General features: G+C 52.1%; 12 protein-coding genes. 7 read left to right on the top strand and 5 right to left on the bottom strand.

Annotated elements, in window-relative coordinates; all coding sequences use genetic code 11:
- Window positions 1–6: 6 nt before the first annotated feature.
- Both G7064_RS10980 and G7064_RS10975 read right to left on the bottom strand, forming a co-directional pair.
- A complete protein-coding gene (locus G7064_RS10980) occupies window positions 7–1353 on the bottom strand; it encodes a hypothetical protein (RefSeq protein WP_166073614.1) in 1347 nt (448 codons plus the stop codon).
- 72 nt (window positions 1354–1425) lie between these two features.
- The gene (locus G7064_RS10975; RefSeq protein WP_166073613.1) at window positions 1426–2049 is read right to left on the bottom strand and encodes a helix-turn-helix transcriptional regulator; all 624 of its coding nucleotides are present in this window, start codon (window positions 2047–2049) and stop codon (window positions 1426–1428) included.
- 389 nt (window positions 2050–2438) lie between these two features.
- Between G7064_RS10975 and G7064_RS10970 the strand changes: the two genes are divergently transcribed.
- Both G7064_RS10970 and G7064_RS10965 read left to right on the top strand, forming a co-directional pair.
- Window positions 2439–3554 carry a PAS domain-containing sensor histidine kinase gene (locus G7064_RS10970; protein WP_166073612.1) on the top strand — a complete coding sequence of 372 codons (1116 nt, stop codon included), beginning with the start codon at window positions 2439–2441 and terminating at the stop codon, window positions 3552–3554.
- Window positions 3555–3662: 108 nt separating this feature from the next.
- Window positions 3663–4166: a phosphoheptose isomerase gene (locus G7064_RS10965; protein ID WP_166073611.1), complete on the top strand. Its 504-nt coding sequence runs from the start codon at window positions 3663–3665 to the stop codon at window positions 4164–4166.
- 105 nt (window positions 4167–4271) lie between these two features.
- Here the strand turns inward: G7064_RS10965 and G7064_RS10960 are convergent, their stop codons facing one another.
- Window positions 4272–5471 carry an acetate/propionate family kinase gene (locus tag G7064_RS10960; RefSeq protein WP_166073610.1) on the bottom strand — a complete coding sequence of 400 codons (1200 nt, stop codon included), beginning with the start codon at window positions 5469–5471 and terminating at the stop codon, window positions 4272–4274.
- A 1294-nt stretch (window positions 5472–6765) separates the two neighbouring features.
- Between G7064_RS10960 and G7064_RS10955 the strand changes: the two genes are divergently transcribed.
- The 3 genes from G7064_RS10955 to G7064_RS10945 all read left to right on the top strand — a co-directional run bounded on the left by G7064_RS10955 (window position 6766) and on the right by G7064_RS10945 (window position 7996).
- Entirely contained in the window at window positions 6766–7065 is a 300-nt protein-coding gene (locus G7064_RS10955; RefSeq protein WP_166073609.1) for a hypothetical protein, read from the top strand.
- Window positions 7066–7157: 92 nt separating this feature from the next.
- Window positions 7158–7454: a hypothetical protein gene (locus G7064_RS10950; RefSeq protein ID WP_166073607.1), complete on the top strand. Its 297-nt coding sequence runs from the start codon at window positions 7158–7160 to the stop codon at window positions 7452–7454.
- A 179-nt stretch (window positions 7455–7633) separates the two neighbouring features.
- On the top strand, window positions 7634–7996 hold the full coding sequence (locus G7064_RS10945; protein WP_166073606.1) for a hypothetical protein: 363 nt from the start codon (window positions 7634–7636) through the stop codon (window positions 7994–7996).
- A 105-nt stretch (window positions 7997–8101) separates the two neighbouring features.
- Here G7064_RS10945 and pta read toward each other — a convergent pair whose 3' ends face one another.
- The gene (gene pta / locus G7064_RS10940) at window positions 8102–10192 is read right to left on the bottom strand and encodes a phosphate acetyltransferase (RefSeq protein WP_166073605.1); all 2091 of its coding nucleotides are present in this window, start codon (window positions 10190–10192) and stop codon (window positions 8102–8104) included.
- Between the two features lie 327 nt (window positions 10193–10519).
- Here pta and G7064_RS10935 point away from each other — a divergent pair, with 327 nt between their 5' ends.
- Together G7064_RS10935 and G7064_RS10930 are read left to right on the top strand one after the other, a co-directional pair.
- Window positions 10520–11533, top strand: a complete 1014-nt coding sequence (locus G7064_RS10935; RefSeq protein ID WP_166073604.1) for a glycoside hydrolase family 43 protein — start codon at window positions 10520–10522, stop codon at window positions 11531–11533.
- A gap of 396 nt (window positions 11534–11929) precedes the next feature.
- A complete protein-coding gene (locus G7064_RS10930) occupies window positions 11930–13723 on the top strand; it encodes a serine hydrolase domain-containing protein (protein ID WP_166073603.1) in 1794 nt (597 codons plus the stop codon).
- Between the two features lie 263 nt (window positions 13724–13986).
- Here G7064_RS10930 and G7064_RS10925 read toward each other — a convergent pair whose 3' ends face one another.
- Window positions 13987–14427, bottom strand: coding sequence for a CHRD domain-containing protein (locus G7064_RS10925; RefSeq protein ID WP_133271317.1), 441 nt, complete (start codon window positions 14425–14427; stop codon window positions 13987–13989).
- Window positions 14428–14444: the final 17 nt, after the last annotated feature.

Here is a 14444-nt window from a genome sequence, read left to right as displayed (position 1 = left end):
AGCTTGTCAGCTAGGCTCTTTGGGAGAAGTAGCAGTGGCAGTAGGCGGGCGCAAACCCTGGTTGCGCATGTTCACGAGACGGTTGAGCAGCTCAAACCAGAAGGGCGCCCCAAAGGACAGCGCCGCCCCCGTCAGGAGCCAGCCCAGGCCGGTAAGCCACCACGGCTGTTGCAGGTTGGGGGCAGTAGTAGCCGGTGGCGCAGCCCGCAAAACGAGGCCGCCGCGCGTTGGCAGCTGAAGGAGTGTGTCGCGCTGCCACTGCACCACAGCGGCCGGCACTACTGATTGCAGGCTGTCAGCGGCTGGTGCGGGTGTTAGGTTCCGCTGATGATGCACCCAGTAGGCGGGCCGCAAGATGGTACCCGTAGTGCGTTCACCTCTGATCCAGCGCCACATTCGCTGACTCCGGGTGGGTGCATGGGCCACTGCCGGTTGGTACGTGTAAAAGGAGTCGGGCAGCTTCGTACTGTCGACGGTAGGCGGTATCGTCCAGCCGATGGGATAGCCGTGGCGCTGGAGGCCCTTAGTCAGCGAGTCGGCCTGGTTGATGAACGCCCGCACCTGTTGTTTGGTGCTTAGAGAGTCGGGGGGCTTATTGCCAGTAGAAGACAGTGCAGCAACTCTAGCTCGGGCCACTACTTCGGTTGCATAATCGGCTACGCGGCGGCGCTCCTCGGCGTGCTCCCAGAAGTAGCGGGCCACATAGAGCGAATCAAGGTTGCACACTATTGCCAGCAGTAAGCCCAATGCAAATAAATAAGGTCGGATTTCGCGCTTATACCAGCCCGTAACCCGCTCCATGTAGTTATCATACCATACAGCCAGCCCGCGCACAAATTCAGCAAATACCTTTTCGTCGCCTACTGCTCCGGCTCCGGCGACGGTACAACCCTGGGCATTGAGCACCAAGCTTTGCAGGAGCCGTTTAAAGTCGCCGGGCGAGACGTGTGCCAAGCCCGCTTCAAACTTCGCCAACGCCGTTGCCTGGCCCGCGCCCGGATCGGTAACTTGGTACTCGTACTCGCCGCTGGGCTGCTGCACAAACTCGTGGGTGCGGGCTTCGTCAATCACTAGATCGACAATGGCTTTTACAAATACACTGGACGGAACATAGGTTGGGGGGCGTTTGGTGGTTTGCGCCAGCATATCCACGCTGGGGTGCCGATACATCAGCTCAGCCCAGTTTTTGTCGTTGCCGCTATTGAGGGCCTTAGTAAGTTGGTAGCGCAGAAATCGCCCCCGCAGGTTGATTTTGCTCGCAATCAACTCAAACCCCGACAGCACTACCTGGCTGAAAAACAAGTATAGCAAGGCCAGTGAGATAGCAACTTCTAGGATAGGGATAAGCGACATATCGATACCTATGTATTGGCCTGATAATCCGATTCCTGGCGCGCCACGGTACTTCCCGTCAATTACAAGATTTTACGCTGCCACCCAGCCCTCCCGCATGGCCTGTACTACCAGGCCAACCAGTGTTTTGGCCCCCGTTTTTTGCAGCAAGGCTCGGCGGTGGCTTTCCACGGTGCGCACACTCAGAAAGAGACGGTCGGCTATTTCCTGGTTACAGTGGTCGGCAATTACTAGGCGTAATACTTCCAGCTCGCGGCGGCTGAAAGGTGTGGGCGGTGCGCTCCGCCGAGCCTTTCGGGCAGGGCAGCAAAATGCTTCAGTGGGATAGAGCAGGCTACCAACGCACTTTATTACTTCCGTAGGCGTCGCACGACGTGGAAGTAATGTGTAGCCCATTTGCGCCAATAGGTTACAGGTAGCGGTGGGCAGGCGTCGTCTGGTGAGTACCACTAGCCGCTGCTGGTTGTGGGCGCCGTGCAGGTGCAGCAATTGCGGCAACAAGCCGGAATCGGCCGCCATGGCATCGACAATAACCAAGGTGAAGCGCTGCTGCGCTAGCAGCTTCAGAAGCTGGTCGGGGTCGGGGAGGGTGCAGATGCGCAGAGCCGGCCATGTTTCGCGCAGCATAGCAATCAAGCCCAAGCGATACAGCGTGGGTGAGGCAGCAACTAGCACATCCCCTGCGGGTATAGTCATGTAATTTGCTAAGTCAATCCATGTATAAAAATGAAATGGGGTAGCAAAAGGTGATAGAGAGTGGCGCGGGTATTTGTATTATATAACGAGTTGAATATAGTAAACTCAGATAGGTAAGTCAATACTTGGTTCTTAAAAAAGGTAAATCTCATATAAGAATGATTAAATTATAGAGTGCTGCTCACAACTAGTTTCATACCTTCGGCCCCAGGGATATTGGTGAGCTAGCCTCGCCCTATGCGCCCTTTGCTTATCAGGCTAGGGTTGTATTTTTGACTACTTAGGCCTTTTTCTCCTGATACATTCATCCACCTCTGCCAAGCCCGACAATAACTAAAGACGTCGTCATCGTATAGTTTAGTCGTTCGTCCTACTTCCGCTACATTTCCATGCTCAATCCGGTACCGTTTTTTCATGACTTCGTGGAGAATATCCACCAGGTTTTTTTTGTGTATGACCCGGCGACGAATCAAGTGACATTCGTAAATGCTGCTTACGAGCGGCTCCTAGGCGGAAATCGTGCGCGGGTAAATGAAGAGTTACCCCAGCTCATTGACCGCCTGCATCCCGACGACCGCCCTTACTTGGCTAATTGCTGGCGGCGCTGGCAGCGGGGTCGGCTGGAAGAAAAGGAAATCGAATTTCGCCTTCTCGCTCCCGATGGCACAGAGCAATGGCTGCAATTGAAGCCCCACCACCAGCAAACCGGAACCGAACAACACTTGCTGGGGGGCTTTTTAGACGTGATTACCGGCCAGAAAGAGTATATGGCCAACGTTGATAAGTTCAACGCCAAGAAAAACGCTACCCTCGAAATTCTCTCGCACGATCTGGCCGGCCCATTTATTATGCTGCAACAGCTAGCCGAATACATGGGCGAGCAGGTTGGGTCATTGCGGAACGAGAACCTTAACGAGATGATCCGCATCATGCAGACCACTTGCAAGGAAAGCGTCGACCTTATCCGCGACTTCGTCGATCAGGAGTTTCTGGATTCGGCCAATGTGGAGCTCAAGCTGGAGCGGGTGGACATGGTGGAGCGCATGCAGCAGATGATGGAGAGCTATAAGCAGTCGGAATCGGTAGTAGCAAAAAACTTCACACTAATTGCCCCCCAGGAGCCGGTTTACGTCAATCTGGACGTGAATAAGTTTATGCAGGTGCTCAATAACCTGGTGTCGAATGCCCTCAAGTTTACGCCCGACGGCGGGCATATCACTCTCACAATAGCGCAGGAGCCCAGCACCGTGCGCTTCACCGTGGCCGACGACGGCATCGGCATTCCGCAGGCCCAGCAAGCGGGCTTGTTCGATCGTTTTACCAAAGCCCGTCGGCCCGGTCTGCGCGGCGAAAAGACTACCGGCCTGGGGATGTCGATTATTAAAACCATCGTGGGGCTGCACCGGGGCCGTATCTGGTTTGAAAGCGAAGAAGGCAAAGGCAGTACCTTTTACATTGATCTGCCGCTGAATATGGCCTCACAGTCCAACGGGCAGCAGGCTTAACGCGCATTGCTGCTCACAAGAGTGCGTGAGCAACTCGTGTAGCGTAAGCGGTATATTATTTGAGACCATGGATACGTTCGATATTCTTGTCACTCACATGTTTTTCTAATGCATACAGATTCTCAAAAGCAGATCCTTTTTCAACAAACCGAGCAAAAGCTTAAGGAGCAGGGGTTTTCAATCGACAAGCAAGACCAATCGCGCCCATGGGGGGGCTTTTTTGTCATTGATGAAGCCCAAGCCCAGGCCTTTGCCGATGCATATTTTGATGGGAAGGCCGTGGAAGACCTGCGCATTTCGGGCAAGCTGAGTCCTAAAATTCTGATTGTAGCGCCCCAGAAGCGGCTGTCGTGGCAGTATCACCACCGCCGCGCCGAAGTTTGGAAAGTGCTGCAGGGTCCTGTAGGTGTAGTGACAAGCGCCACCGATGAGGAAGGCGAGCTAAAAACGTATGCCGTTGGTCAGTTGATTACCTTAAAGCAAGGCGAGCGTCATCGATTAGTCGGGCTCGAAGACTGGGGAGTGCTGGCCGAAATCTGGCAGCACACAGACGCCACCCAGCCCTCCGATGAGGACGATATCGTGCGCGTGCAAGATGATTTTGGGCGTTAGAATACCAGCTTGACACAAGCCAAAAACGCGGCCGAAATAGCTTTCGGCCGCGTTTTTGGCTTGTATAGTTCTCAGGGCAGCTTGCGCCTTCAGTAAGTAAGAGCGTTAAGTCGTTAGCAACTCGGCGCACTGCCGGGCAATGGCCAGTTCCTCATTAGTAGGCACCACCAGAATCTTCACCCGCGCTTCTGCCTTATTTATTTCGCGCAGCCCCTTCGCGCGCTTCTCATTGCGGGCGTCGTCGAGGTGCAGGCCCAGAAACTCCAGGTTTCGGCATACCAAGGTCCGAATACGGGCATCGTTTTCGCCCACGCCGGCCGTAAATACTACCGCATCGAGGCCATTGAGCACAGCAGCATAGGCCCCGATATATTTCTGGATACGGTAGGCATAAAGATCGTAAGCCAGGGCGGCGGCGGGGTCGCCGGCCAGCAGAGACTTGGTAATATCGCGCATATCGCTGAAGCCGGTGAGGCCTAGCATCCCACTGCTTTTGTTGAGCAGGCTTTGCACCTGAGCCGGTTCATAGCCGCGCTCCTGTATCAGGTGAAAAATAACCGACGCATCAAGGTCGCCGGAGCGCGTGCCCATTACCAAGCCACTGAGCGGCCCAAAACCCATGCTGGTATCCAAGCATTTGCCCCCCAGTACGGCTGCCATGCTACAGCCATTGCCCAGGTGAATGGTGATGAGTTTGGCTGCCGAATTTCCTATATAAAGAGCTGCCTGTGCGGCTACATACTGATGGCTGGTGCCGTGAAAACCATACGCCCGTATGCCGAACTCGGTGTAGAACGAAGTGGGCAGGGCGTAACGAAAGGCTTTGGGGGGCAAAGTTTGGTGAAAAGCCGTATCAAATACCGCGACCTGACGGGCCTGGGGAAACAGGTTTTCGGCCACCTCAATACCCAGATAATTAGCCGGATTATGTAAGGGAGCCAAAGAAAATAGCCGCTTTATTTCCGCTTTTACCGCCGGGGTAATGAGCGCTGTGGCGGCAAATGCTTCGCCCCCGTGCACCACCCGATGCCCAACCACTTCAATCTGCTGCGGGTCGCGGAGTACGCCTTGCGCCGGGTCGGTAAGCAGGCCCACTACTTCCCGCAGCCCGGCCTCGTGGTCGGGGAGGGGCTGGCTGCGCTGGATAACGGGCTCGGCCTCGCTGGTGAATACGTTGTGGGTGATGGTAGCATCGGGCAGGCCAATACGCTCCACCAGACCGCTGCACACGGGCTGCTCGGCGGGCCAGCGGAAGAGTTGATACTTAATAGAGCTGCTGCCGGAATTAATGACGAATAAGTACATAGAAGTCGCTTACGTACCGTCCCCCACTTCTAGTTTACCTGAAGTGGTGTTGCTAGACTTCACGCCCCCCATACTCACGCTGTTAAAGTATCTGCTCAACTCAAACCTGAGCTATTGACCAAAAAGAGCCTGAGGTGTCAATAGTTACCAATTGAAAATGCTAAAGCCTTGACAGTAACGAATGTATTGCTAGTAAAAAATAAACACGCGTTTTTATTTGATAACTTTGAAAAACAAAGTACTTTTGATTCACTATTCGATATAAGCAATCAATTATAGACGATACTCGGGGTAAGTACACCTATAGTCAGCCTGACCGGCACCAGCAGGAGCGTACGTTGTCTATCTACAAGACTACTGCGCGCCTGATGGCTCCGTCTGTCGAGCGAGAGTAAAAACGCAAGCATTGAATAGGAGAAAACATCACAGCCACAAACTCTGTGTTCGGCCAACTATCCAGAAGTAATAAAGCATGAGTATTTCTTCCACACTTGACCGAGTTCATGCTAGGGTAAGGCAAATAAAATGGCTCCGTGATTTTACTGTTTTCACCCGCATAGTTTTAGCCATGGGTTTTCTGCCTTCTGGCTACGTTAAAATTGTTGGGGAGCGGTTCACCGATTTGTCCGTTTGTCACCCAATGGGCCATTATTTAGAAGCTTTTCATCGGACAGGGTTCTACTACACTTTTGTGGGGGTGGTACAGGTAACGGCTGCCTGCTTGCTGCTAATTCCGCGCACAGCAACCCTTGGCGCTGTACTTTATTTTCCTATTATTTTAAACATCTGTATCCTAACGTTCGCTGTGCGATTCGTTGGGTCATGGATTACGGCGCCCCTAATGGTACTAGCTAATTTGTATTTGCTTTGCTGGGACTACGATAAATTAAAATATATTCTGCCATTCAACCAACGATCTGATTTAATAAGTTGATAAGTAGAATATTAAATAGTATCCAAAATAAAATAATGTAATGAAAATATTGTTTACACTATTTGTTCTTATCATGCTATTTACAACTGGCTGTGAAATTATGCCTAGCAATACTCTGAAAGATTGTAGGAGCCAATGCGAGGGTAGTAAAAAATCTAAAGCATGTTATGAATTTTGTGATTGTATTCATCAAAATTGCCAGCCACTAGATACTTGCCTAGCTGAATACAATAAGGCTCCACAGGAATCAATTTGAATACACAAAAGTGCCTTAAGCTTAGTATAAGTAATTATTAACCGACATAACAGATTGTTTCTGGTTTTCGCAAAATAAACTTTCACACTTTTTCAAACATTGTCATGGATAACACTTCAAACGCTTCGGCTTCTATTTCGAATTTAATCGGTTGGCTATTTGGGCTGCTTGCTTTGGCCATCGGTGTAGTGAACACTTTCTGGGGTAATGATGCCGGTTTTGGAATCTTTATTATTGCGATGTCATTTGCCTTTTTTCCTCCGGTAAATGCTTTTATCAAGGAAAAAACAGGATTCGCCATTCCTAGAATAGCAAAATGGCTTCTGGGCTTCTTTATTATCTGGGCATCCTTAGGCGTAGGCGAACTGTTCGATAAGATCGACCTTATGATGGCTTCTTTCTAGTCTTCTTATTGGCCTCCGCTGAAACATAGAGTTATGAAGACGACCTGTTCTGCTTTACTGTTTGCTTGATTTTCAAACTATACATAGGCGTCATGAAAGAAAATGCAGTGCAAGGAAAGGCCACTCTATCAAGTATAATTGGTTGGGGGTTTGGTATGGTCGTTTTTGCTGTTGGCGTAGCGAATCTGTTTTTGGTGCACCCCGTTCCGGGGATTGTTTACCTTTTTCTATCTTTACTTTACTTACCTCCAGTAAATGTTCTTATCAAGGAAAGAACTGGCTTCTATATACCTACAATAGTAAAAATAATCCTCGGTATAATTATTATTCAATTCACCTTAGGCGTGAGTGACTTGGGAGATATGATTGATGATTTCTTTATTGATTAATTATCCCCTTTGTTATATGAATTATAATTTTACCTAAAATTTTAATTTATATAATTATGCAATATTGTTTTGTGTTAAATTATTATTGTAGATAGTTAAAAAGAAAAACATTTTATTTAAATTGCCTTATTTGTGGAATTGCACGGTGTTGTTAGTCATTAATCAATTATAATAAAGCAATGATGTTAAAAATAGTTTGTGCATTAGTAGTATTATCTGCCTGCGATTCGAGGCAAAATGCAATGAGTGAAAAAGGAGATTCGATAATGAATTCTGTGGATAAAGAATTAATTGATAATTTCAATTCAAAAATATTAGGTTCTTGGACTGATAGTGCTAATAACAATGCAGTTTTTGAGATCAGAAAAGATAGTATTTATTATATTGATCAATTTGCTGCCTATAAATATCGTCTGCGTGGTGACAGTATTGTGATTTTTTATCCAGATTTAAAATTTTCTGGATCAATAAGCTTTCATAAAGATACTTTGATAATTACTTCGATAGATGGATCTGCGAAATTCCAAAAATTTGTGAATTAGGTTCGTTATTGCTAAAAATATAAATGATGAGTTAAAGGTTAAAAAGATTTTATTTATTTATTGTGACTCCATAAAGTCGTTCACGAAATGGCTTTACTTTAAATACTACCCCTGTGCCTGAATAGCGGTGATGATAACTGTATTCACTACGTCTTCCACGGTGCAACCGCGGCTTAAGTCGTTTACTGGCTTATTCAGGCCCTGCAATACTGGGCCGATGGCTAGGGCGCCAGTTTCGCGCTGTACGGCTTTATAAGTGTTGTTGCCGGTGTTCAGGTCGGGAAAGATGAGCACGCTGGCCTGGCCGGCTACCGTGGAGTCGGGGAGCTTCTGGCGGCCCACGATGGGGTCGACGGCGGCGTCGTACTGGATGGGGCCTTCCACTTGCAGATCGGGGCGGAGCTGGTGCACGAGCTGTGTGGCGCGCCGCACTTTCTCCACTTCCGCGCCCTCGCCGGAGGTGCCTGAAGAGTAAGACAACATAGCCACACGGGGCTCGATGCCGAAACGGAGGCTGCTTTCGGCCGAGGAAATGGCAATTTCAGCCAATTGCTCGGCCGTAGGGTTAGGGTTCACGGCGCAGTCGCCGAATACGGCTACACGGTCGGGGAGGCACATAAAGAACACCGACGACACAACTGATACTCCCGGCTTGGTTTTGATAAACTGTAACGCCGGCCGGATGGTGTGCTGGGTGGTGTGCACGGCCCCCGATACCATGCCGTCGGCGTGGCCCTGATACACCATCATGGTACCGAAGTACGAGACGTCCGTCATCATGTCGCGGGCCATGTCGAGGTTTACGTTTTTAGCTTTACGCAACTCGTAGAGCGTTTCAGTGTACTCGGCGAAGCGAGGCGCGTGAGCGGGGTCGAGTAACTGAATGCGACTGAGGTCGAGGCTAAGACCCAGGCGGTTGACGGCGGCCGTGATGGTGGCCGGGTCGCCGAGAATAGTCAGGTCCACGACATCCAACTGCTGGAGGCGGGCGGCGGCGCGCAGAATCCGGTCGTCGTTGCCTTCGGGCAGCACAATATGGCGGCGCTGGCTTCGGGCCCACTGCATAAGCTGGTACTGGAACATATGTGGCGTCATGCCTTCGGCCGTGAACGTGGCCAGCTTTTCTTCCAGCGCGGCGACATCTACGTACTGCTCGAAGGTGCTGATGGCCAGCTCAATCTTCTTCGGGTTATCGGGCGAGATACGCGACTGAATAGCGCCTATCTGGGTGGTGGTGAGGAAGGTACCCGTTGAGACGGATAGAATAGGTATCACGGTTTCGAGACCTTCCATTAGGCGCACCACATACTCGTCAGGGCCGATATCGCCGGTGAGCACGATGCCCGCCACCTTCGGGAAGTTGGCCGAGGCATTGGCCTGCAAAGCGCCCAGAATAATGTCGGCGCGGTCGCCGGGCGTTACGATGAGCACGTTCTCCTTGATGCGGCGCAGGAAGTTGGGCACCTGCATGGCTCCGGTGATGAAATTGTCGACTTGGTTGCTCAAGAGGTGTTCGCCGAGCAATAATTTGCCCCCCAACTGCTCCTGAATCTCCTTCATGCTGGGACTACGCAGGCTCTGATTTTCGGGAATAACGGTCAGGACGATACCCGCCGGTAATTGCCCCCCCAGCAGCTGGCGCACGGTATCAGCTTCGTTGGGGGGCGTTTTGTTGACCATAACGGCCAGTACGGGCACTTCCCGCGCCTCAAAGTTGCGCAGCACCGTCAGGGCCGCGTTCACGACCTGATCGGTGGTTTTGCCCTCGCCCGAAATTACCAGAATGGCGGGCGCCCCCAGGTTTTTGGCGATGGAAATATTGGCGTCGAACTCAAAGGCCGTTCCTGCCCCCAGAAAGTCGCTGCCTTCCACCACCAGAAAGTCGTATTGCTGCTCTAGAGCCTTGAATTTGTGGATGATAGTGTCGATAATATCGCCTTGCGTGTCGCCCTCCACGAGGCGCATGGCGGCTGCTCGGGTGTAAGCGTAGGCGCCATCGTAGGTGATGGGCAGCCCAAAATGGCTGATAATCGTTTCGATATGCGCGTCCTTTTTTTCGGCGGGCTCAAAGTTGATGATGGGCTTGAAGTACCCGACTTTGGGCGTTTTGCGCAGCAGCATATTAATCAGCCCCAACGACACGAGCGACTTGCCACTATAAGGCTCGGCAGCGGCAATAAATACGGATTTGGTCATAGTGCGAAAGCGAGGGTAGGTATTCCTGTACGATTGGGAGGCGAAGTGAGGCGGAATAGAGTTGAGGTTATGGCGTAAACGACAGGTTGAACTTGTTACAAAACGTCATGCCGAGCGGAGCGAAGCATCTCGCGTGTTTACTAAGAGTAGTAATCCAACGTCAGCACGCGAGATGCTTCGCTCCGCTCAGCATGACTACCTTATTTACTTACAGTAAACCATCAACCGGAAACAATAGCTACTGTCGCGCTACCAGCGTATTTATGTTAGGCGTAGCTGCTTAGCTACAGCGCTGCTGCACACGCTTTTCATCTAAGTACTGCCTGTATGTCTGCAAAAAAGCCCCCCAGCACGTATACCAATCCCATTCTCAATGAAGACTTTCCTGATCCAACCATTATCCGAGCGGCTGACGGCTATTACTACGCCTATGGCACCCAAACGAAATGGCGTAATCAACTCATTATCAATATTCAGGTAGCACGTTCGCACAACCTGATTGAGTGGGAGCTGCTGGGCGATGCGCTGCCGCAAAAGCCTATCTGGGCCGATTCGACCCAGAAGCTGTGGGCGCCCCACGTGAGCGAGCACGACGGCCTCTATTATCTCTATTTTTCAGCGTTGCCGAATGGTACTAGCAAGGAGGATCTGTGCCTGGCCGTGGCAGTGGCCGAGGCACCCGCCGGCCCGTTTGTGGATATTGGCCAGCCATTACTCTGCGGAAAAAGCTTTATCAACATTGACCCGATGAGCTTCGACGACCCCGTTACAGGTAAGCGGCTGCTGTATTGGGGCTCCGGCTTTGGGCCGATCAAAGTGCGGGAGCTGGCCCCCGACCGCGTGTCTTTTGCCCCCCAGAGCGTTGCCCTCGACCTGATTCAGCCCATACCGGATAAGGCGCCCACCAATTACCAACGTTTGGTCGAAGGCGCGTGGGTGGTGATGCGCGACGGGTGGTACTACCTGTTTTACTCCGGCAATAACTGCTGCGGTCCCGATGCTCATTACGGAGTACTGGTCGCCCGCTCGCGCAGTGCTACCGGGCCATTCGAGACCTTGCCTCAGGCCACCGGCAACCCCAGTAGCATGTTGCTGGAAGGCAACGAGCACTGGCACGCCCCCGGCCACAACTCCGTCATTACGGATGCTGCCGGGCAGGATTGGCTGGCCTACCATGCCATCGACCCCCGCCAGCCCACTTTCAACGCCATCGATGCCGAGCAAGGCTACTCCCGCCGCATTATGCTCCTCGACCGGCTGGAATACCGTGATGGCTGGCCCCGGTTGATTAGCGGCGGCACTCCTTCGCACCAAGCACAAGCGGCCCCGGTCACAGAATAATTGACCTGAAAAAGCCCCCCGCGCCTCTCGCTAGTATCGCTGTTTAGCTCGCTAAACGACGGACGGAATAGAAGGGTGCGGGGGCTTTTTTATCTCCCCTAATTGCGCTTAAAATGGGGGCTTCGGTACTGAGAAGTAATCGGAAGGTGCTAGCATTTTGAGTGTGATTCAACAAACATAGAATAATGTAATTTAACTATGTAGAAACTATTCTGTCTTTTGATATATAGTATCAGGTTTTCAAACAAATAAGTGAATTAGGTTCATGAAAAATTTATAATAATAATCAAATTATTGACTGCTTAATCTTGGAATTGTGGAATAAAAATGGCGTAACAAGAAGCGCTGCGCTACAGCAGAAACGAGCTTGTTGGCTACCCTTTTTTATTCCTCTTTTTGAAGAAACTCTACACGCTCGTTTTACTGCTGCTTTCGTTGCAGGCTGGTGCCCAAACGGGAGTGCCAGTACCTGAACTTGCCCACTTTGATACCGCTATTGAGCAGTTTGTGCAGCGGTGGGAGGTGCTGGGGGCATCGGTAGCGCTGAGCCGGAGCGATAAGCTCGTGTACGCCCGTGCTTTCGGCTACGCCGATCAGGCCCGCACCACTCCGCTACAACCCCACCATCTGATGCGTGTGGCCAGTTTGTCGAAGCCCATCACGGCTATGGCCGTTATGAAGCTGGTGGAGGAAGGCCGCCTCGACCTCGCTCATAAAGCCTTTGGGCCGGAGGGCTATCTGTCGGATGCTTACTACACAGAAGTTATTGATGACCGCCGCATCTACGATATCACGGTGCAACAACTACTGGAGCACAGCGCCGGCTGGGACCGGGAGAAAAGCTGCGATGGTTTCGCTAGCTGCGACCCTATCGATTTTCCCGAGCATGTAGCCCAGGTAATGAATGTGCCCAATCCCGTGGGTGACTCTACCTTGGTGCGCTTCATGCTAAGTAAAGGTCTGAACTTCAGGCCCGGAGCACGGTTTGCTTACTCCAATATTGGCTACCTGGTTCTGGGTAAGATAATTGAGGCCGTAACCCTGCAACCGTACGAAGCCTGGGTGCGCGACCACCTACTGCTGCCCAGTGGCGTACGCGAAGCTCATCTCGGGCGCAACTTATTGGTAGATAAGCAGGAACGCGAAGCCGAATACGACAGCCATTTCCAGCAATCGTCGTGCTATGGCACCGGCGAAGTAGTGCCGGCAGCCTACGGCGGCTGCAACGTAGAAGCTATGAATGCTCACGGCGGCTGGATATTCACTGCCCGAGACCTTACGCGCCTGCTTACCGCCGTAGATGGCGCAAAGGGCCGCCCCGGCTTGCTGAGTACGGCTACTATTGCCACGATGGTAGAGCCCTCGGCCGTGAATGCCCGGTATGCGAAAGGATGGCAGGTAAACACTGGCAACCGTTGGCACAGCGGCTGCCTCGATGGTACGGCTACATATTTGGTGCGAGCGGCTAAAGGCTATACCTGGACTATCCTGCTGAATACTCGACGTGATGATGCTGCCTTCTGGACTGAGCTCGACCGGCTGGGGTGGGCCTGCATTCGGGGCGCTACCGAGTGGCCCGCTCATAACCTGGTTGTTCCTGACCAGAATGCTGCCCAGCTTACGGGTACTTCCTTAACGAAAACCAGCACGCTGCTTAAGTGGGCCAATGGCACCGGCAACCGCCGCATAGTACTCATGAAAGCGGATAGCCCCGTCGATGACATTCCCCTCGATGGCGTCGACTACGTGGCTAATCCTCGTTTTGGTAAAGGCCAAGCCTTGGCCGGCGGCAGCTTTGTGGTAGCCAATGGTGAAGCTGATACCGTAATGGTTAAAAACCTGGATCCCAACCGGGCTTATTTTGTGCGCGTCGTGGAGTATGCCAAATCGGAAACCACCAGTCAGCAGGCGCTCTACGCGCTGGAAGCTAATGCCACTATGATTCTGAACGAGCATTTGGCCGAACCGTCCCTTGTTGCTGCTCAGCCCGCGCTGCAGATGGATCCGGGCTCGGCCTACAGCGAACTGGCGCTACAATTGGTGCCCGCGTCGCTTTCCAGCGATGCTCACTTCCTGCCAAACGGAATTTTGCCCCCCAGCTCTGCTACTCCTGCGCTGGAGCCAGTAGGCAATCAGCCGAGTCGAATCCGCGAGTCGGGACGCGCCGTGCTGCGCTTGTTTACGAAGTAGACTACTCCTAAAGCCTCTGTAACGGCAAAACACAGTGCAATGCCGGTTGGCTCCTTCGGGCATAGTACCAGCATTACTTAGTCATAAAAAGCCCCCCAGTCCTTCGCTCAGCTTGCGCGGAAGTAGTTTAGTGCCCAAGGTAAAGCTTTTGCGAGAGGCCCGGAGATGGTAGGGCAAGGCACAGAAAAAAGCCCTTTGCTGAATGTCCAGCAAAGGGCTTTTTTAATGTAGACTAAGGCAAAAGTCAGCTACTAGCGAAGTTGTTACTTCACCGTAATCTGGCCGCGTAGCTCACCGCCAGTGTATTGCGAGCTGTGGAGGTTGGCGTACGTGCCACCAGCTAGTAGGGCCGCTTCCGTGCTCTCCGACAGCGTAGCCGTGCCTTTGATGGGCGAAGGCGTGATGGTGAACGGCACCACCGCATTGCCGTTGGTACCCGCTGCACCCAAGTGAATGTGGCCCATGGTAGGGGTGGCCGTCATGCCCTGGTAGGTCACCTCGTAGGTCAGCACTTTTGTATCCTTGTTGTAAGAGCCAGTAAACGTGCCCGTGCCGGTAGCGGCGTTGGCGGGCACTTCTTGCTTGCCATCCAGCTTGGTGGTCAGGTTAACGATGTTGGAAGGGGTGTTGTCGTCTTTCTCGCACGCAGTGAACGTCGTCAGGCCAGCGAACAACAGGGCAGCGAGGGTAATTTTTTTGAACATGGGGGAAGGGTAAGGGA

The sequence above is a fragment of the Hymenobacter sp. HDW8 genome (assembly GCF_011305775.1).
Classification (GTDB): domain Bacteria; phylum Bacteroidota; class Bacteroidia; order Cytophagales; family Hymenobacteraceae; genus Hymenobacter; species Hymenobacter radiodurans.
Note: the sequence above shows the minus strand (reverse complement) of the source record. Positions and strands in the feature narration are given on the sequence as shown.